The sequence below is a fragment of the Rhizobium sp. NFR03 genome (assembly GCF_900111275.1).
Taxonomy (GTDB): Bacteria; Pseudomonadota; Alphaproteobacteria; order Rhizobiales; family Rhizobiaceae; genus Ferranicluibacter.
Genome location: NZ_FOGR01000001.1, coordinates 129,219 through 147,180, shown reverse-complemented (window position 1 = coordinate 147,180; position 17,962 = coordinate 129,219). Strand labels below are relative to the sequence as shown.

General features: G+C 64.1%; 17 protein-coding genes. 8 read left to right on the top strand and 9 right to left on the bottom strand.

Features of this window, described 5'->3' with window-relative positions; genetic code table 11:
- Positions 1 to 108: 108 nt before the first annotated feature.
- A complete protein-coding gene (locus tag BSG19_RS00680) occupies positions 109 to 429 on the top strand; it encodes a 2Fe-2S iron-sulfur cluster-binding protein (protein ID WP_092983929.1) in 321 nt (106 codons plus the stop codon).
- Between the two features lie 359 nt (positions 430 to 788).
- Here the strand turns inward: BSG19_RS00680 and BSG19_RS00675 are convergent, their stop codons facing one another.
- Complete coding sequence (locus BSG19_RS00675) at positions 789 to 1,382, bottom strand: DUF922 domain-containing Zn-dependent protease (RefSeq protein ID WP_244529088.1); 594 nt, start codon at positions 1,380 to 1,382, stop codon at positions 789 to 791.
- A 186-nt stretch (positions 1,383 to 1,568) separates the two neighbouring features.
- Between BSG19_RS00675 and folP the strand changes: the two genes are divergently transcribed.
- From folP to folK, 3 genes are all read left to right on the top strand, one after another.
- Positions 1,569 to 2,432 carry a dihydropteroate synthase gene (gene folP / locus BSG19_RS00670; protein ID WP_092983925.1) on the top strand — a complete coding sequence of 288 codons (864 nt, stop codon included), beginning with the start codon at positions 1,569 to 1,571 and terminating at the stop codon, positions 2,430 to 2,432.
- An 81-nt stretch (positions 2,433 to 2,513) separates the two neighbouring features.
- A complete protein-coding gene (gene folB / locus BSG19_RS00665; RefSeq protein ID WP_092983924.1) occupies positions 2,514 to 2,888 on the top strand; it encodes a dihydroneopterin aldolase in 375 nt (124 codons plus the stop codon).
- Entirely contained in the window at positions 2,885 to 3,424 is a 540-nt protein-coding gene (gene folK, locus BSG19_RS00660) for a 2-amino-4-hydroxy-6-hydroxymethyldihydropteridine diphosphokinase (RefSeq protein WP_092983922.1), read from the top strand. Before folB ends, folK begins: the two co-directional genes overlap by 4 nt.
- 89 nt (positions 3,425 to 3,513) lie before the next feature.
- Here the strand turns inward: folK and BSG19_RS00655 are convergent, their stop codons facing one another.
- From BSG19_RS00655 to BSG19_RS00635, 4 genes are all read right to left on the bottom strand, one after another.
- Positions 3,514 to 4,071, bottom strand: coding sequence for a hypothetical protein (locus tag BSG19_RS00655; RefSeq protein WP_092983920.1), 558 nt, complete (start codon positions 4,069 to 4,071; stop codon positions 3,514 to 3,516).
- Positions 4,072 to 4,467: 396 nt separating this feature from the next.
- A complete protein-coding gene (locus BSG19_RS00645) occupies positions 4,468 to 5,523 on the bottom strand; it encodes a YcjF family protein (RefSeq protein WP_092983916.1) in 1,056 nt (351 codons plus the stop codon).
- Positions 5,520 to 6,971, bottom strand: a complete 1,452-nt coding sequence (locus BSG19_RS00640; RefSeq protein ID WP_092983914.1) for a YcjX family GTP-binding protein — start codon at positions 6,969 to 6,971, stop codon at positions 5,520 to 5,522. The genes BSG19_RS00645 and BSG19_RS00640 overlap by 4 nt, the downstream gene beginning before the upstream one ends.
- A 152-nt stretch (positions 6,972 to 7,123) precedes the next feature.
- The gene (locus BSG19_RS00635; protein WP_092983912.1) at positions 7,124 to 7,639 is read right to left on the bottom strand and encodes a SixA phosphatase family protein; all 516 of its coding nucleotides are present in this window, start codon (positions 7,637 to 7,639) and stop codon (positions 7,124 to 7,126) included.
- Between the two features lie 348 nt (positions 7,640 to 7,987).
- Here BSG19_RS00635 and dksA point away from each other — a divergent pair, with 348 nt between their 5' ends.
- A complete protein-coding gene (dksA, locus tag BSG19_RS00630; RefSeq protein ID WP_092933940.1) occupies positions 7,988 to 8,407 on the top strand; it encodes an RNA polymerase-binding protein DksA in 420 nt (139 codons plus the stop codon).
- A gap of 184 nt (positions 8,408 to 8,591) precedes the next feature.
- On the opposite strand, the gene BSG19_RS00625 is transcribed toward dksA, so the two are convergent.
- Positions 8,592 to 9,617 carry a flagellar biosynthetic protein FliO gene (locus BSG19_RS00625; RefSeq protein WP_092983910.1) on the bottom strand — a complete coding sequence of 342 codons (1,026 nt, stop codon included), beginning with the start codon at positions 9,615 to 9,617 and terminating at the stop codon, positions 8,592 to 8,594.
- A gap of 526 nt (positions 9,618 to 10,143) precedes the next feature.
- Between BSG19_RS00625 and BSG19_RS00620 the strand changes: the two genes are divergently transcribed.
- Positions 10,144 to 12,750: a cell cycle histidine kinase CckA gene (locus BSG19_RS00620; RefSeq protein ID WP_092983908.1), complete on the top strand. Its 2,607-nt coding sequence runs from the start codon at positions 10,144 to 10,146 to the stop codon at positions 12,748 to 12,750.
- A gap of 13 nt (positions 12,751 to 12,763) precedes the next feature.
- Here BSG19_RS00620 and BSG19_RS00615 read toward each other — a convergent pair whose 3' ends face one another.
- Positions 12,764 to 13,873 (bottom strand): helix-turn-helix transcriptional regulator, encoded by a 1,110-nt coding sequence (locus tag BSG19_RS00615; RefSeq protein ID WP_170865817.1) that lies wholly within the window; start codon positions 13,871 to 13,873, stop codon positions 12,764 to 12,766.
- Between the two features lie 241 nt (positions 13,874 to 14,114).
- Between BSG19_RS00615 and BSG19_RS00610 the strand changes: the two genes are divergently transcribed.
- Complete coding sequence (locus BSG19_RS00610; RefSeq protein WP_092983904.1) at positions 14,115 to 14,477, top strand: hypothetical protein; 363 nt, start codon at positions 14,115 to 14,117, stop codon at positions 14,475 to 14,477.
- Between the two features lie 140 nt (positions 14,478 to 14,617).
- Here the strand turns inward: BSG19_RS00610 and BSG19_RS00605 are convergent, their stop codons facing one another.
- Positions 14,618 to 15,541, bottom strand: coding sequence for a pseudouridine-5'-phosphate glycosidase (locus tag BSG19_RS00605; protein ID WP_092983902.1), 924 nt, complete (start codon positions 15,539 to 15,541; stop codon positions 14,618 to 14,620).
- Positions 15,538 to 16,518 carry a carbohydrate kinase family protein gene (locus BSG19_RS00600; RefSeq protein ID WP_092983900.1) on the bottom strand — a complete coding sequence of 327 codons (981 nt, stop codon included), beginning with the start codon at positions 16,516 to 16,518 and terminating at the stop codon, positions 15,538 to 15,540. Before BSG19_RS00600 ends, BSG19_RS00605 begins: the two co-directional genes overlap by 4 nt.
- A gap of 234 nt (positions 16,519 to 16,752) precedes the next feature.
- On the opposite strand from BSG19_RS00600, the gene recA reads away from it, so the two are divergent.
- Positions 16,753 to 17,844, top strand: coding sequence for a recombinase RecA (gene recA / locus BSG19_RS00595; protein WP_092983898.1), 1,092 nt, complete (start codon positions 16,753 to 16,755; stop codon positions 17,842 to 17,844).
- Positions 17,845 to 17,962 lie beyond the last annotated feature (118 nt).

The window sequence follows — 17,962 nt, the reverse complement described above, 5'->3', positions numbered from 1 at the left end:
GACGGCCTGCCTGAAACAGTGTGAGAAAAACGGGCACCCCTTTTTGCGGGCGTCGTGCCCGTTTCTGGCACTGGCGGTCCGCGCATCGAGCATCCGAGACCGCGCATCATGACAAAACTCAGCATCATCGCCTTTGACGGCACCCGCCACGAGCTGGACGTCCAGACCGGATCGACCGTCATGGAAAATGCGGTCCGTAATTCCGTGCCCGGCATCGAGGCTGAGTGCGGCGGCGCCTGCGCCTGTGCCACCTGTCATGTCTATATCGATGAGGCATGGACGGCGGCCGTCGGCGCTCCGGAAGCCATGGAAGAGGACATGCTGGACTTCGCTTACGACGTCCGGCCGACCTCGCGGTTGAGCTGTCAGATCAAGATGAGCGACGCGCTGGACGGGCTCATCGTGCATGTGCCTGAACGGCAGGCCTGATCCGGTCCGTATCGTTTCCGCCCAAAAAAAGCCCCGCCTGTCACAGGGACAAGCGGGGCAGGAGGGCGCATCGCACGCGGATGAGGGAGGGATCATCTGCGGCAATAGGATACGCCAGGAGAACAGTGGTGCAGGGCTCGACGTGTCCGGTCGCCACGCGATCCGGTTCCGACAGGTCCTTGCGAATATCTTCATGGTCTTGAAGCCGGAAAAACAACGGCCTCGATGCACATCTTGGCGGCATCGGCATTGGAAGCTTCGTTTCTTCTTGGCTTCCGATGATTAGACTATAGCCGATCTTGCGCGCCGTCACTATCGCTAGAAATCATCAGTGAGTTGTTGCCACGACGATGCCGCTCTCAGCGGGTTTTGGTCTCGCCGGGTTTCATCATGCGCTCCAGGCGATACTGGAGCAGCCGCACCATGCGCAGGTCGAAATTGGCGGCTTCGCGGCGGTCGAAGGCGGCCTGATCCTTGTCGTGTGCGGCGATCGCGTCTTCGCTGGCGCGGGCAACCCGGGCCTGCATCCGCTCGCAATCCACCTCCGGCGGGAGCGACAGGAACGTCTTTTCCATGTCGCGCGCGTGGTTGCGGGCAATCTCGGCGTGACGCTCCTCGTGGCGCTTGATGTCGCTCGACAGCGTGTCCCAGACGAGACCGAGATCGCGGCCGGCTGTATTGCGGTTCTTCCAACGCGGCAGGATGAGGCGGGTGTTGAGGGTCACGCGTGCGCTGCCGACGGCACAGAGGCGGCCGCGGCGGACATAGCTCACCATCCCCCCGAACTTGATGCGTGTGGCACCGGGATGCCGCGCGCCCGTCTCCCGCATCTGGGGACCTTGCGACGAGAGCGCGGCGTCGAGTTCCGCCGCGGTACGGCCGCCGACGGAGAAATAGGTGATCGTCTTGTTCATCACCGTTTCCGCCCCGGCAGTCAGCGGTTCCGTGATCATGAGAAGGGCCGCCAGCGGGACGAGGAGGAATTTGCGGGCGGTGGTCATGGATAAGCTGTCTCGGCGGTTGATGTCGCCTGAAGCTTGGGGCATAGGCTGGGTAAGCGCAACTGGAAACGGCCTGCCGTCTTGAAACAAGGTTAGCGCTGCAACCCCACAAGGTCGGCCTTTTCGCCGAGATCCGCTATGGTTGATTCCCTCGATGCCGCCGATCCCTTCACCGCCTTCGACTGGTCGCTGGCGCATGGCCGCAGCCTGACGCTGGGACCAAAGGGCGTGCTCATGGCGATCGTCAACGTGACGCCCGATTCCTTCTCGGACGGTGGCAGCTTTCTCGATATCGACGCAGCGCTTGCGCATGCGCGCGCCTGTCTGGAGAACGGCGCCGCCATTCTCGATATCGGTGGCGAATCGACGCGCCCCGGAGCCGAGGCGGTCTCCCCGGCGCAGGAGCAGGATCGTGTTCTTCCGGTCATCGAGTGGATGGCGCGCGAGACGGACGCTCTGATTTCCGTCGACACCTACCGTGCGGAGACGGCACGTCTGGCGCTAGCGGCCGGAGCGCATATCGTCAACGATGTGCACGGCCTTCAGCGGGAGCCTGATATCGCTGCCGTCGTGGCGCAAGCAGGCGCGGGCGTCTGCATCATGCATACAGGGCGCGGACGAGTGAAGGCCGAGGATGTGATCGAGGACCAGAGGCTGTTCTTCAGCCGGTCGCTGGAGATCGCCGGGGATGCCGGAATCGCCGCCGACGCCATCGTTCTCGATCCGGGTTTCGGTTTTGCCAAGGACGCATCCGAAAGCTGGGCGCTGATGGCAAGGCTCGGGGAGTTGCATTGCCTCGGGCACAAGCTGCTGATCGGGACGTCGCGCAAGCGGTTCCTCGGGGCGGTCACCGGCCGGGAGGCGGGCGCGCGCGATGTCGCAACGGCAGCGACGACGACGGCTGCGCGCCTTGCCGGCGGCGCGATATTTCGCGTCCACGATGTCGCATTCAACAGGGACGCCCTGATGGTCGCGGATGCTATACTCGCGGGACGACCCTGACGGCTTCCAAGCGTTTCGGCAAATTTTCTCGGCGGCATCTGCGAAAAGCGGTTGCTTCCCCTATCGGCAGGAGATCCTGATATGACGCCGACCTATACGATCACGCTCAAGAACTGCGCCTTCTTCGCGCGGCACGGCGTTCACGACGAGGAGGAGTTTCTCGGGCAGAGATTCTTTGTCGATGCCGAACTGGTGGTCGAGCAGGGTTCGGCGCTGCGGGAGGATCGAATCGAGGATACGGTGCATTACGGCATCGCCTTTGCCGAGATCGAGAAGATCATCACCGGCCGCAGGCGCTATCTCATCGAAGCGCTGGCGCTGGAAATAGCCGAAATGCTGTGCGCCCGCTGGCCGCAGATCCACAGGGCGAAGATCTCCATCCGCAAGCCGAACGCGCCCGTGCCCGGCGTACTGGACTACGTCGCGGTCACCGTCGAGCATGTCGCCAAGCCATGAGCATGATCGAGGACGGCGTATGGCATCAGGCGGCTATCGGGCTCGGCGGTAATATCGGCGATGCCGCGGCGGCGATCGCCGAAGCGCTGGCGCGGCTCGAGGCGCATCCCGACGTGACGGTCGCGGCCGTTTCCAGCCTCTACCGCACGCCTCCCTGGGGCAAGACCGATCAGGACTGGTTCTTCAACGCCTGCGCGGTCTTGCGCACGTCGCTGGAACCCCTGGCGCTTCTCGAGGCATGCCTCGACGTGGAAAAGGCAATGAAGCGGCTGCGGCTGGAGCGCTGGGGGCCGCGAACGATCGACCTCGACGTGCTGACCTATGATGCGATCAAGATGGAAACGCCGGACCTCACGCTGCCGCATCCGCGCATGACCGAGCGTGGCTTCGTCCTGCTGCCGCTGGCCGAAATCCTTCCCGACCATCTGCTGGCAGGTCGCAGTATCGCACAATGGGCACAAACGGCCGACGCGGCGGGAATCGAGACCGTCGATGGACGGGAAGACTGGTGGCACGACCGCGCTGCCATCCGCTGATCCGGATGGATGGAGCAGGGCGCTCGGGCGAACCTGTCCGATGAGATCTCAGTTCTCGCGCAGTCTGCGACGCCTCGGCGGAGAATCGTCTAGCGAATGGAGCCAACGGCCATCTGATCGGTCTGGCGCGTGAGCGCGACGCCGATGACGGGGACCATGGTTTCCTCGACCTTCACAGAGATCGTGATGTTGAGCAGCGACGGATCCGACATGCGGGCGATCATCGCGCCGTTCAGCTTCTTGCGATTGATGCCGACGACGATCTTGTCCTTGGAGACATTCCCCGAGACGATATCGAGGCCCTTGCCCTCCGCGCCGTCAAGGAACTTGCCGGAGTAGCTGTTGCCCTTCTGGCTGATGACGGCCGACATCGGCTGCTTGAAGACGCCGACCCGGCAGAAGCCGTCGAGCTTGATGCCAGCCTCTTCCGTCGGTTCGCCGGTGAGGTCGCAGGTGAACTTCGTGCCCTTGTATTTGCCCGCGACGATTTCGCCGGGACCTTTCCACTGGCCCCCGACCTGTTCGAAGAAGGCCTTGTCGCGGCTTTCGGCCAGCGCCGGGGCAGGGGCGACGGCGATTGCCGCCAGCGTGAGTGCGGCCATGCATGCGGCAGGGCCACGCGCGATCAAAGAAGGGCGCGAGAACATGAGCGATCCTTGAGGGTCGGTGTCGAGAACGTGAGGTGACATTGGCACTTGAATGGTTAATGGAGCGTTTCAGTTGGTCTGTCCGTGCTCGCAAACCGGCACGATCTGCCAGATCGCTGCAGATTTGCAACGCTTTCGGTTCGCGGCATTCCTGAAGACGAGTCGGGCCGGTGAGACCATCGATGACGCATCTCGGAGGAGATCGCATCCAACATTGCCGGCGCGGGACACGCGGGCGGAGGCCGTCTGATCCATCGCCACGGTTTGCTGACGCGGCTGACGCACGGGATGTGGGCCGTTGCGGGGGCAAGGGCGGTTTCCGGGAGGATGTCGGCTATGACTGGTATGGCGGGATCTGAGCGCTCCGCCGATCTGGGCGGCCGGTCTGGGCGGCCGCTAGACATCGTCCGTTGATGCCCGCCTCTGGCCGGGGGCGATATCGCCGATGAAGTCGCCGATTCCGGGGCGCTTGAGGGCGCGGAAGGGCATGGGTCGGCAGAGGTCCATGGCGGCGATGCCGATACGGGCAGTCATGAGGCCGTTGACGACGCCTTCGCCGAGGCGGGCAGAAAGCTTCGATGCGATGCCGTGGCCGAGCACCTGCTGGACGAGGCTGTCACCGACGGCAATGGAGCCGGTGACGGCGAGGTGGGCGAGCACATCGCGGATGAGGCGGAAGAGGCCGAGCGTGCCCGGACGCCCGCCATAGAGATCCGCCATGGCGCGGATGAGCCGGGCCGATTCGAACACGACATACCCGAGATCGACCAGCGCGCGCGGGCTGACGGCCGTGACGATGGAAACGCGTTTCGACGCGTTGAGGATGAGGGCGCGCGCTTCCCGGTCGAGCGGCGTCAGGAGTTCGCGCTCGGTGAGGTCGATGAGGTGGGGACCGTCGATGATCTCGCCCTCCGTCGCTTTCAGCCGTTCGCGACCGCGCGCTGTCTCGGGACGCGCCGCGAGATGCTGGACGAGGTCGTTCATGGTCTTGCGGGCGACCGTATTGCCGGGTGCCGCAAAAGCGGCCGTTACCTCGTCCTTCAGCGCCTGGACGGCATTCAGCCGCATCAGCCCGAGGACTTCACGCGCAACGATGCCAAGCACCGCGAACACGACGATGGCTGCGGCGGCTATCGCGACATAGCCGAGCGCATCGTTGCGGGTGAAGAGATCGCGCACAAGGCTGTCGATCCAGAGGCCGAGGGCGAGCGAGACGAGGACGCCGAGCGCACCGAGCGCGAGTTTCGCCAGCGAGAACCGCCGCCGGGGACGGCGCTCCTCCAGCGCGGAGACCACGGGCGTGGCGAGCGTCGTTTCCGCAAAGGGGTCTTCCGCGTCCGGCGTCAGGACGACGCCATCGCCGAAGCTTGCCGGTGCCCGGCGGGTTTCGGCCTGCGGCGGTTGATCGCCTTCGACGGTGAAGGCGGCGGGGCGGCGTGGAAGGTCGCTCATGCGAGGCGGTCTCCGAACAGGAACTGCATGGCCCGGTCGAGCCGGATATGCGGAACGGACAGCTTCAGCCCGCCCCCCGTCTCCTCGATGTGCGGCGGACGGAAGCGGACGAAATTTACCTCCGGCTCGTGATGGCCGGGCTCTTCATCGGTCTGGCGGAAAAGGCTGTCGGGGTCGCGTGGCAGGTCGCCGGGAAAGATCGCCGTCTTGCGCTCGCCGTCGAAAAGTTCGCCATTGATGCGCTCGCCGGCAATCGGCGTTCCCACGATGACCGGTAGCGGATGGCCGTCATGGTTGACGGTCGCCTCGCGGGTGGCACGAACCGAGGCGAGCGCCATGACCTCTACGCCGGCGCCGCTTCCGCCGATGCGGTCCATGGCGCGCGAGACGATACGGGCTGTGATCCGCTCCAGCCGGTCGTGGCTTTCGTGATGCAGATGGTCGGCCTTTGTCGCGGCGATCAGCACCTTGTCGATGCGGCGGGTGAGGAAGGACGACAGGAACGAGTTCGTGCCCGGTTGGAAGCAGCCCATGACGTCCGCCAGCGCGCTTTCGAGATCGAGCAGCGCTTCGGGACCCCGGTTGATAGCCTGCAGCGCATCCACCAGCACGATCTGGCGGTCGAGGCGGGCGAAGTGCTCCCGGAAGAACGGTTTGACCACATGCGTCTTGTAGGCCTCGTAGCGGCGCTCCATCATCGCATGCAGCGAACCGGAAGCGGGGCGGCCATCGGGCAGATCCGGCAGGGGTGCGAAGGTCAGTGCCGGCGACCCTTCGAGATCACCCGGCATCAGGAAGCGGCCCGGGGGCAGGGTGGAGAGCGAACGCTCGTCCGTGCGGCAGGCGCGGAGATAACGGGTGAAGGCCTCGGCCAGCGCGCGGGTGCGCCCCTCGTCCGCTTCTGCCTGCGGCGGCGCCGTTTCGCAGAGCGCAAGCCATTCGGCAGAGAGTTCGCGGCGAATGCCGCTGCGCGCCCGGGCGACGGTGGCGGCGCTGAAGGTGCGATAATCCTGCGAGAGAAGCGGCAGGTCGAGCAGCCATTCACCGGGGTAGTCGACGATGTCGATCGACAGGCGGCCGGGCGAAAACATGCGGTTCCAGCCGCTGGCGCTTTCATAGTCGAGCGTGATGCGGAGTTGCGAGATGGCCCGTGTCGAATCGGGCCAGATGCGATCGCGCACCAGCGCCGTGATGTGATCCTCGTACTGAAACCGCGGCACGGCGTCATCCGGTTGCGGTTCCAGCCGGATCTTCGACACGCGGCCCGAGCGCACGGGCTCGAACACCGGCAGGCGGCCGCCATTCAGCAAGTTATGGACGAGGGAGGAGATGAAGACCGTCTTGCCCGCGCGCGACAGGCCTGTGACACCGAGGCGAACGGACGGATTGACGAGCCCTGCGGCGCGATCCGTCAGGGTATCCAGAGCGATTTTCGCATCGTCGGACATGCGGGTGAGAAAAGACACGCGACTGGGCTTCCCTTCGTAACATCAGGAGACATCCGGACCGAACGGCCCGCACGCGATATAGGGAGCCGCGCGCGTGGGGGGAAGGCGCGGACGTTGAACGTGGTGCGGAAAGCGCGCTTCGGGATGGGCGTTTAGGGGGCTAGGACCTCGACCAGCCGGCCTGGGAGTTCGCCCGGCGCGGTTTCCGGCCTGCGGGCGATGGCGACGACCATGCCGGGCAGGAAGCCTGCGGGCAAAGCCCGCGTGGCCGCTGTCGAGCCGAGGCACTCCCAGGCGAGATGCTCCAGAACGGGATTATGACCAATGAGCGTCAAGGGCGTACTATTGCCGGCTCTCGTCCTGATGTCGTCGAGGACAGCGAGATAGGCCTCGAGCGCACCGTCATATAACGGCTCCTCGAACGAGATCGACGCGGATGGGATGGCGCCGAGAAGAATATCCGCCGTCTGGCGGCAGCGACGCGCCGTCGAACAGGCGATATCGCCGAGCGTCCAGCCCCGTTTCTGCACAGCTTCGGCCATGCGGGCCGCATCCGACCGGCCCATTTCATCGAGCGTGCGATCGAAATCCCGTTCTCCAGCCCTCGGGCCGCCGGCGCGGGCATGTCGGACAAGGAACAAAGCTGGCTGGGAAATTACGGAAGACATGGGGGACGCCACCGGACGACTGTGATCAGACCTTGTCTCCCGGCCGTGGGCAAAGATCAAGCACCCGTCGAAGGCCGCGCGGTTGCGGCGATGGCGAACCGAAAAAAGACTGCCTCTTTTTTCGGCCGGATTGCATCGCAAAGCGGGACGAACCTGTGGTCGTGCACGAGGCGTCCGCTATCGGACCGTGGGTCTCCTGTCATGCTCTTGTAATTCTGGTGAAATATGAGGCCGTTAGCTTCGTTTTCGAGCAGTCTGAAATATGCATACGGCGTGCGCGGAGACTTGAAACACAATCTTCATAGGTCTATAGACCCGCCGCATGAGATGTTCTTCAGGAGAGCCGCGTTGAGTGAGAAGATCGATCTTGGTACCTTCGTTCTTTCCGAAGACGATGAATTCATGAACTCCCATCAACGGGCTTATTTTAGAGCCAAGTTGAATGCCTGGAAGAACGATATTCTCCGGGAAGCGCGTGAAACACTTGGCCATCTCGCCGAAGAGAGCGCCAACCACCCCGATCTCGCCGACCGTGCTTCATCGGAGACCGATCGCGCCATCGAGCTTCGGGCACGCGATCGCCAGCGCAAACTGATTTCCAAGATCGACGCGGCCCTGCAGCGGATCGATGAAGGCACCTACGGCTATTGCGAGGAAACCGGGGAGCCGATCGGCCTGCGCCGCCTCGACGCCCGTCCCATTGCTACCCTGTCGATAGAAGCACAGGAACGCCACGAGCGTCGCGAGAAGGTGTATCGCGACGAGTGACGGCCCGCGCCGTCCCGCTTACGTTCGCTAGCCTATGAATGGTCGCCTCTGGCGGCCATTTTGCGTATGGAGCATTCAGTAGCGGGGCTCTCGTTCCCCTCTATCTATCGACTGCCTGCGCGGCATCAGCCGATGTCTATCGGCATGCCGGACATCACGGGCGCCCGTCGCCTCTGCCGTCACTTTACGGTTTGCGTTCGTTTCCCATCTCGCTCAGCATCCGGTTCATTTCCTCTTCCAGCGTCGGCTCGTTCCGCGGAGCTTGGCGTGCGGGTTCGATGGAGGGCGCGCGTGGTGCGGCTTCCGGGGAGAGACGGCCGAGGTCGCCGGAGATCTGGGCGTCGAGCAACCGCTCGAAGTCGCGGCCTTCGTCAAGCTTTCCGATTTCGGTGCCGGTTGGCCCGGATCTGGCCGCCGGGGATGGAGGCTGAGGCTGGGCTGCGGAGGGAGCGGGGACCTGCGGGAGGACGCGGGAGCGGGCAGCATCGAGAATGTCCTCGGGGCTCTTTCGCGCCGGCTGAGCGGCGGACGCCGGGGTCGGCTGCGGCTTTGATGGTTGTGTGGGTGACGCCGGTGCGGTCGCGGGTGCGCCGACACGCGTTGCCGGGTGCGGGCGAGGTGCGATCGCGTCGTCGCCATAGAGCGCCTGGCCCATATTGGAAACCGGCGGCTGGACGGGGCGTGCTGTGGGGCGGGCCTCCGGTGCCGGTGGCACGCGTTGCTCGGATCTTGGCTCCGCTCTCGGATCGGACCTGCTTTCCGGGCGTCGCTCCTGCGTGATGCGGGCGGCAGGAGGTGGCAGGGCATCCGGACGGCCGGGCGCAGCGAGGTTCATAGCCGGGGGCTGGCTGGCGATCCGGGGTGTCGCGGCCGGCGCTCCTATGGCCGTCTGTCCCGCTTCCGACGACTCCAGTCGCGGCTTGCCATCGACGATCCGGCTCTCGATGACGATATCGGTCGGACCGCCGATCATGATCAGGTGTTCGACGTCGTCACGGCGCACGAGCACGAGCCGGCGGCGGGTATCCACGGCCGCCGCATCGAGGACCGCAAGCCGAGGCTGGCGATTCTTGCCGCCGCGAATGAAGGGCGAGGATGCGCGATTGCGCATGAACCAGAGGACCGCCACAAGGAGCAGCAGGCCTGCGGCAACGGCCACGGCTGCGATGATGAACCGACCGCCGTTATTGCCGACGACATCTTCAAACATCTTCGCTCTCCTCGTCTGGAACGTACGGCGCATGCGTGGCGCCGCGATTTTCTGGAATTGACGTCTTTTTGCTTGTGGAAACAAGCCGTGAGAACGCGTTGTCCCGATAAATGGGGCGGGAGGCTGTCGCGTCCAGAGATTGCCGGGCTGAAAACCGGGCCGATGCGCGGAATGTCGGACACGGATCGAAACGGCCGGGGTCCAAGACGCCGCGATCAGGTCAGTCACGTGCTTAACATCTCCTCCATGACTTCTTTCATTGCGCTGTTGCAAGAGGAGTCTTCACCTTGCCGGGATATCGACGGGGAGAGAACCGCAATGAAGAATGCCCACCGCGTGCCGAATGACGCAACGGCGCTACGATACCGAGATTCCTTGTGAATTCGGGGTGAATTCGCTCCCTTCACGCCGTGAGAACGCTTTGTCAGACTGGCGCCGGCTGATAAAGAGAATCGACCAATGACGTCGCGTGCGCGGCCCTTCGACGGGCCGGGCCATTCCAGGCGGCGGGGCAATGAGGACCCTGATGACGAAACTGCGACAGGCAGACGAGTATCGCATGCCGATCGTCGATCGGGGAACGCGTCCGGGGACCGTGCTGCGCATCGTGCTTCTGGCGATCGTGCTGATCGCATCGGCAGCGGCTTTCGTGATCTTCAAGAACCAGCTCGGCAACGAGGTTGTGCTCGGCATTCTCGGCATCCTCGCGATGGTCGGCATCTTCTTTCTGGTGTCCGCCGTCATCGGCTTCATCGAGGTCATGCCACAGTCGCGCCCGGACGAACTCGCCCGCGCCTTTCTCGACGGGCACCCGGACGGCACGCTGATCACCGACCGCAAAGGCCGCATCGTCTATGCCAATGCGGCTTATGGCGCCCTGACCGGGGCCGACAAGGCCACCGATGTGCAGTCGCTGGAAACCATCCTCTCGCGTGACCGCGAGGCCACGGAGGCGATCTACCGCCTGACGAACGGTCTGCGCGAGGGCAAGGCAGGCCACGAGGAATTCCGGCTGATGAAGCCGTTGCGCCCGGCCGGCGGCTCGGCAGGCTCCGGCGCGCACTGGTTTCGCCTGAAGGCCCGCGTGCTGCCGCTCGAGGATGCCGACCGCAACCCGCTCTATATCTGGCAGATTTCCGACATCACCGCGGATCGGGACGATCAGGAGCGCTTCTTCAAGGAGCTCCAGAACGCGATCGACTATCTCGACCACGCGCCGGCCGGCTTCTTCTCCGCCGGCAAGAAGGGCGAGATCTTCTATATCAACGCGACACTTGCCGACTGGCTCGGCCTCGATCTCACCAAGTTCCAGCCGGGTTCGATGACGATTGCGGATCTGGTTGCCGGCGAGGGGCTGGCGCTGGTGCAGTCGGTGCAGGCGGATCCGGGCCTTCGCAAGACGAAGACACTCGACCTCGACCTTCGTCGTGCCAACGGGCAGAGTTTTGCCGTGCGCATGGTTCACCGGGTTTCCTCGGCGCGCGATGGCGCGCCTGGCGAGAGCCGGACCATCGTGCTGGCCCGCACGGTGGACGAGGAAGCCGATCCCTCCGCCTCGCTTGCGGCCATCCGCTTCACGCGGTTCTTCAACAATACGCCGATGGCCATCGCCTCCGTGGACGGCAATGGCCGGATCCTGCGGACCAATGCGCCGTTCCTGAAACTCTTCTCGGGCGTCGTTTCGCAGGATGACATGGAACGCGGGGCGCTCCTGGAAAGCGTCGCACGGGTATCCGAACGCGGTCGCCTGCAGGAGGCGCTGGCCGCAGCCAAGGACAGGCAGAGCGACATCGCGCCGCTGGACCTGCCGCACCCGACAGACGACCAGCGGTTCTTCCGCTTCTACGTCAATGCCGTGATCGACCAGAGCGATCAGGCGCCCGAAGAGGCCGCCATCGTCTACGCCGTGGAGATCACCGAGCAGAAAGCGCTGGAAACCCAGATGGCGCAGACGCAGAAGATGAACGCTGTCGGCACGCTTGCGGGCGGCATCGCGCACGACTTCAACAACGTGTTGACTGCCATCCTGCTCTCGTCGGATCATCTTCTTCTCTCGGCCCGGCCTTCCGACGCCAGCTTTGCGGACCTGATGGAGATCAAGCGAAACGCGAACCGGGCCGCCGTGCTGGTGCGCCAGCTGCTCGCCTTCTCGCGCAAGCAGACCATGCGCCCGACCGTGCTGAACATGACGGACGTCATCGGCGACCTGCGGATGCTGGTCGATCGCATGACGGGAACGCATGTGAAGCTGGAGGTGGAATACGGGCGCGACCTCTGGCCCGTTCGGACCGATCTCGGACAGTTCGAGCAGGTGCTGATCAACCTTGCGGTCAATGCCCGCGACGCCATGCCGAACGGCGGCACGATCACGATCCGGACACGCAACCTGCCGGCCGAGGAGGCAGCCGCGCTGAACCGGCGCGAGCTTCCGGCGGAGGACTTCGTCGCGGTCGAGGTCACCGACGAGGGCACCGGCATCGCGCCCGAGATCGTCGACAAGATTTTCGAGCCGTTCTTCACCACCAAGGAGGTCGGCAAGGGCACGGGCCTCGGCCTGTCGATGGTCTACGGCATCGTCAAGCAGTCCGGCGGCTTCATCTATCCGGAATCGGAAGTTGGCAAGGGCACGACATTCCGCATCCTGCTGCCGCGCTTCATCGAGGAGCCTCTGCCCGCTTCCGGCGAGCCCGGCGCTCTCGATCAGCCGTTGACGCTGGCAGCGTCGATCCCGGCAAAGGCCGAGGAGCCGACGGATCTTACCGGCGACAGCGCCATCGTTCTCCTCGTGGAGGACGAGGAAGCCGTGCGCCGGGGTGGCAAACGCATGTTGGAAACACGCGGCTACAAGGTCTACGAAGCGGGATCCGGCGTCGAGGCGCTGGAGGTGATGGAAGAGCTGAACGGCATGGTGGACATCGTCGTCTCCGACGTGGTCATGCCGGAGATGGATGGGCCGTCGCTGCTGCGCGAACTTCGCAAGACCTATCCGGATCTCAAGTTCATCTTCGTTTCCGGCTATGCGGAGGATGCCTTCGCGCGGAACCTGCCGGCGGACGCGAAATTCGGGTTCCTGCCGAAGCCGTTCTCGCTGAAGCAGCTGGCGGTGGCCGTGCGCGAGATGCTGGATAGCTAGACGCGACGGGCGCCTATCCCGCCTGCCGGCTCAGCATGGCGGGCGCAATGGCGGCAAGGCTCGTGACGGAACGGATGAAATCCGACTGGCGGGTCAGCCCGGTCTTGCGCAGCAAGCTTTTGACATGGGTGCGGACGCTGGCAATCGACGTGCCGCGCGCAGCCGCTATGCCTTCGACGGTGACGCCGCGCGCGAGCCGTGTCGCGACGTCGGCTTCCGTCGGAGACAGATCGTAGAGCCAGTGGAGCCATTCCGGGTCGATGACCGAACTGTCCTTCGGCTGGGCAAGCACGAGCAGCGTTCCGCCCTCGCCGAGAATGTCGCGGGCATGGTAGCAGGCCGGTATGGCATGGAGCACGCCGACGATGCCGGCGCCATTGCCAATCGGGATGGAGCGCACTGTCGACGAGGCTTGCCTGTTGTCGGCAAGCGCCTGTTTCAAGGAACGGTTCGCCCTGACATCGGTAAGGGCAAGGCGGCCAAAGGCCGATGCTATGAACACGGTACCTGCCAGATCCTCGAAAAGGGCGTTTGCTGAGAGGACCGTGTGGTTCCGGCGCAGGATAGCTGCGGGAATGCCGACCATGGCAAGGGCGGCTGTGGCCGTTGCGGCCTGCCGCATTTTCAGGCGGCTCGTCAGGGCGACGGCGCGGGCCAGATGCGGACGGATGCCATCGAGCCAGCCGAGGTCGCCGGGGGTGAAGTTGCCGCTTGCCTGCCCGCGATCGACGGAAAATACGGCAAGATCCTCATGCGCGCCTTTGATGACCGTCGCGGCCGTGTGGAAGATATCGCGCGGACGCAGAAATTCGGTCACGATCGGAAGGCGTTCATAATCGCCTTCGGCAACGTCGCTGTCCTGAAGAAAGCCCGGATGAGCCCGCGCGAGCAACCCGGCAAGGCGCGGATTTTTCTTGTCCCAGCCGCCTGCGACATAGTCCTCCATGATGGCGCGGATTGCGGCCGGGGCGTCCCAGGAGAGTTCCCCGTCGGACAGGGTGAAAAGCGAACCGCCGCGACCCCGCAAGCGGTTCGAAAGGCTGTCGATCACGGCGACCCATTTCTCCGGAACGAGGCTTGCGGTGTAAATCCGTCCGATCAGATCGGCATCGTCGCTATCCATAGGGTGTCCCATCATTGCCCTCACGCCCACGCCCGACCAGTGGCAGATCCATGGAATCGCGCAACATGATCGTATCATCATGGTATCGCGTTAAGGTTGATGTGCATTGCGATCCTGGGCATGCAGAATTTCGAGCAGATTCTTTCTTATGTCAGCCGCTTCTCCCCAATTCTGGCGAGGACGCGATGGGTGCTCTCGGATAACGGTTGGATGTTGTGCAACATTCTCTCATGGGGTTGAAATGAAAAAACTTATTGCGGCCGTACTGGTCTCTCTGTCGCTTTCGGCATGTGTTTCGGGCGGTGGCGCGCCGGCGAACAAGGGGGCGGCGCTGACATCGGCGGAAAGCGCGTTCGTCGGCGACTGGAGCGGAAAACTGCCGAGCGGCAAGCCCGTCCGGCTCGTCGTGGCCGCGGACGGCGCCGTGCGCTACTTCTTCCAGGGGCAGCCACAGTCCCTGTGGAATGTGAAACTGACCGCGAGCCGTCTTTCCATGACGGTCGGCAAGAACGGAAGCACCGTGATCATGTCGCCCAGCGGTGCTTATGTTTTCACGTGGGGTCCAACGGGACAGGTCACCCGCGCAACCCTCAGCAAGGGCTGATTTCGCCTTCGGAAAGCACCGGTCACGGACGGGTTTTCTGGGCTGAACATCGACCGGCCGGGTCAAGGCCCGGCGTGCGGTACCTGCATGTTTCCGGGTGGAGCGGGACACATCCGCGCCACCCGGCTCGGGATTGCAAGCTACATCAGCGCGACGGCGATTTCGGCGGCGAGACGCGCATTGTTCTCGACCAGAGCAATGTTGGTCTCAAGGCTGCGCCCGTCCGTCAGCTCGAAGATGCTCTGCAGCAGGTAAGGCGTGACGGCCTTGCCGATGATCTTGTCCCGGTCGGCATTATCAAGCGCGCGGGCGATATAGATCTCCATTTCATCGCGCGGAATTTCACTTTCCTCCGGGACAGGGTTCGCAATCAGCATGCCGCCGTCGATGCCGAGGCGATCGCGCATCCGCTGGAAGTTGGCGATGGCTGCCGGGCTGTTCAGCATCAGCGGGCTCTTCAGGCCCGAATCGCGCGACCAGAAAGCGGGAAAGATCTCGCTGTCATAGGTGACGACAGGCACACCGCGGGTTTCCAGCACTTCGAGCGTCTTGGGAACATCGAGAATGGCCTTGGCCCCGGCGCAGACCACGATGACGCCGGTGCACGCGAGTTCCTCGAGATCGGCCGAGATGTCGAAGGTCTCCTCGGCCTTGCGGTGGACCCCGCCGATGCCGCCCGTGGCGAAGACGCGGATCCCGGCGCGCGCGGCGGCAATCATGGTGGCAGCAACCGTCGTCGCGCCCGTACGGCGTTCCGCGATGGCGAAGGCGAGGTCCGCCCGCGACACCTTCATCGCGCCGCGCGTCTGGGCCAGCGCCTCCAGCAGTTCCGCATCGAGGCCGATGTGCAGCGTGCCGTCGATGACCGCGACGGTGGCGGGTACGGCGCCCTGGTCACGAATGATCGCCTCGACGCTGCGGGCCATGTCGAGGTTGCCGGGGTAGGGCATGCCATGGGTGATGATGGTCGATTCCAGCGCGACGATGGCCGAGCCGCGTGCCTTGGCGGCGGCGACTTCGGCGGAATAGGCGATCGGCAGATCGTGCGAGATGGGTCGTGTCATGAGGCATCCTTTTCGGCACTGCGGTGATGAGGCGTTGAAGACAGGATTTCGGCGGGAGACACAAGCCGCAATTCCTGCGCCAGTCGTTCGGGGGAGAGATCGTCCGCGACCGCGAGCGGCGAACGGACGGTGACGGCCGCCGCACCCACGCCTGCGCGCAGGCACTCGCCGAGGGCCGCGCCCCGCATCAGGGCGTTAAGGAAGCCCGCCGCCAAAGCGTCTCCGGCGCCGGTCACGTCGGCAAGGGCGTCGATATCGGGCGGGCGGACGGTCGCAACATCGTCATCTTTGAAAGCAACGGCTGCACGGCCGCCGCGCGTGACGACACCGCCGGAAATGCCGACGCGACGCAGGATCGCCGGCCAGCCCTCAGTCGTCACACTCTTTTCCCCGCCGATCGCAGCGGCCTCGACCTCGTTGAGAAACAGGAGATCGAGATGGGGAAAGGCCGACGTCAACCGCCCGACCTTTGCCGGAGAGATGGCGATGGCCGCCGTTCGTGCCCCGGCCTCTTTCGCCATCCGCACGGCGCTGGCAAGCGTTTCGGCCGGCAGGTTCGCATCCACCAGCACCAGATGCGCCACGGCGACGAGATCGCGCAGCGCACGCTGGCGCAGCCTGCGCGGCGAGAACATCGTGTAGAGCTCCATGTCCGCGAGTGCGACGACGAGGTTGCCGTCTGCTTCCAGAATGGCGGTGTAGCTCGGCGTGCGCCTGTCGAGGAAGGTGAACGACCGATCGATGACGCCGGCTGCCTCCGTCGCGCGCGCCACGGTCTCGCCCTCCGCGTCGCCGCCGCGCGGCGCGATCATGCTGACGGACAAGCCCAGTCGCGCCATGCCGCGGGCGGCGTTGAAGCCGCCGCCGCCCGCCTCCTCGAACCAGCGGCCCGGATTGCTGGCACCCAGCGTCGTCGCACCCGCAATCCGACCGCGCCGGTCGATATGCGCGCCGCCGAGGACGACCACGTTCTTCATTCGGATTCTCCTCGTTCAAGACCCTTAGGCAACCGATTCGCTCGACGGGCCAGCATGCGGAAGGGTTCTTCAGCAATGGCAGAAGGAGCGTGGAACATGAGAAGAACGAAAATCGAATTCGAATGATGTGTCAATGTGTTGATGGCCTCTTGTGGAATGAGAACAAAAAGAGTACATACAGACCAGCGGCGGGTTCATTGCCTCGATTGACCCGATAACCTAAAGGTGGATGAAATGGCTCAGAACTCTTTGCGGCTCGTAGAGGACAAATCGGTGGATAAAAGCAAGGCGCTGGAAGCAGCACTCTCCCAGATCGAACGGTCGTTCGGCAAGGGATCGATCATGAAGCTCGGTGGAAAAGACAGCATCGTCGAGATCGAGACCGTTTCGACGGGATCTCTCGGACTGGATATCGCGCTGGGCATCGGCGGCCTTCCCAAGGGTCGTATCATTGAAATCTATGGTCCCGAAAGCTCGGGCAAGACGACGATGGCGCTGCAAACCATCGCCGAAGCGCAGAAGACCGGTGGTGTTTGCGCTTTCGTGGATGCCGAGCACGCGCTCGATCCGGTCTATGCCCGCAAGCTCGGCGTCGATCTCGAAAATCTCCTGATTTCGCAGCCGGATACCGGCGAGCAGGCACTTGAGATCACGGATACGCTGGTGCGCTCCGGCGCGATCGACGTTCTCGTTATCGATTCGGTTGCGGCGTTGACGCCGCGGGCGGAAATCGAAGGCGAGATGGGCGACAGCCTGCCCGGTCTTCAGGCACGCCTGATGAGCCAGGCGCTGCGCAAGCTGACGGCCTCGATTTCCAAGTCGAAGTGCATGGTGATCTTCATCAACCAGATCCGCATGAAGATCGGCGTCATGTTCGGTTCGCCGGAAACGACGACCGGCGGTAACGCGCTGAAGTTCTACGCTTCGGTTCGCCTCGACATTCGCCGGATCGGCGCGGTCAAGGAACGTGACGAGGTCATCGGCAACCAGACCAAGGTCAAGGTCGTCAAGAACAAGATGGCGCCGCCCTTCAAGCAGGTCGAATTCGACATCATGTATGGTGAGGGCGTTTCAAAGACGGGTGAACTGGTCGACCTCGGCGTCAAGGCCGGTATCGTCGAGAAATCCGGTGCATGGTTCTCCTACAATAGCCAGCGTCTGGGGCAGGGCCGTGAAAACGCCAAGGCCTATCTGCGGGACAATCCGGAGACGGCACGCGAGATCGAGCAGTCGTTGCGCCAGAACGCCGGGCTGATTGCCGAGAAGTTCCTGGAAGATGGCGGTCCCGAGCCGGACAGCGACGGTGACGACGCCGCTCTGGGCTAGGACGCAGGGATGCAGCGCCCGGTTTTGATCGAACGTCGCCCGGAGTGATGGTCTGACAATCTCGGTATGCGTCGCCTCATTGTTGTCTGTGCCGCTTCAGGCAGGCTCGACGGGTTAT

Excerpts from the sequence above, each read along its gene's own strand:
- BSG19_RS00680 (WP_092983929.1), top strand. The coding sequence starts at position 109 with ATGACAAAACTCAGCATCATCGCCTTTGACGGCACCCGCCACGAGCTG.
- BSG19_RS00675 (WP_244529088.1), bottom strand. The coding sequence starts at position 1,382 with ATGATCACGGAACCGCTGACTGCCGGGGCGGAAACGGTGATGAACAAG.
- folP (WP_092983925.1), top strand. The coding sequence starts at position 1,569 with ATGGTTGATTCCCTCGATGCCGCCGATCCCTTCACCGCCTTCGACTGG.
- folB (WP_092983924.1), top strand. The coding sequence starts at position 2,514 with ATGACGCCGACCTATACGATCACGCTCAAGAACTGCGCCTTCTTCGCG.
- folK (WP_092983922.1), top strand. The coding sequence starts at position 2,885 with ATGAGCATGATCGAGGACGGCGTATGGCATCAGGCGGCTATCGGGCTC.
- BSG19_RS00655 (WP_092983920.1), bottom strand. The coding sequence starts at position 4,071 with ATGTTCTCGCGCCCTTCTTTGATCGCGCGTGGCCCTGCCGCATGCATG.
- BSG19_RS00645 (WP_092983916.1), bottom strand. The coding sequence starts at position 5,523 with ATGAGCGACCTTCCACGCCGCCCCGCCGCCTTCACCGTCGAAGGCGAT.
- BSG19_RS00640 (WP_092983914.1), bottom strand. The coding sequence starts at position 6,971 with ATGTCCGACGATGCGAAAATCGCTCTGGATACCCTGACGGATCGCGCC.
- BSG19_RS00635 (WP_092983912.1), bottom strand. The coding sequence starts at position 7,639 with ATGTCTTCCGTAATTTCCCAGCCAGCTTTGTTCCTTGTCCGACATGCC.
- BSG19_RS00625 (WP_092983910.1), bottom strand. The coding sequence starts at position 9,617 with ATGTTTGAAGATGTCGTCGGCAATAACGGCGGTCGGTTCATCATCGCA.
- BSG19_RS00620 (WP_092983908.1), top strand. The coding sequence starts at position 10,144 with ATGACGAAACTGCGACAGGCAGACGAGTATCGCATGCCGATCGTCGAT.
- BSG19_RS00615 (WP_170865817.1), bottom strand. The coding sequence starts at position 13,873 with ATGGATAGCGACGATGCCGATCTGATCGGACGGATTTACACCGCAAGC.
- BSG19_RS00610 (WP_092983904.1), top strand. The coding sequence starts at position 14,115 with ATGAAAAAACTTATTGCGGCCGTACTGGTCTCTCTGTCGCTTTCGGCA.
- BSG19_RS00605 (WP_092983902.1), bottom strand. The coding sequence starts at position 15,541 with ATGACACGACCCATCTCGCACGATCTGCCGATCGCCTATTCCGCCGAA.
- BSG19_RS00600 (WP_092983900.1), bottom strand. The coding sequence starts at position 16,518 with ATGAAGAACGTGGTCGTCCTCGGCGGCGCGCATATCGACCGGCGCGGT.
- recA (WP_092983898.1), top strand. The coding sequence starts at position 16,753 with ATGGCTCAGAACTCTTTGCGGCTCGTAGAGGACAAATCGGTGGATAAA.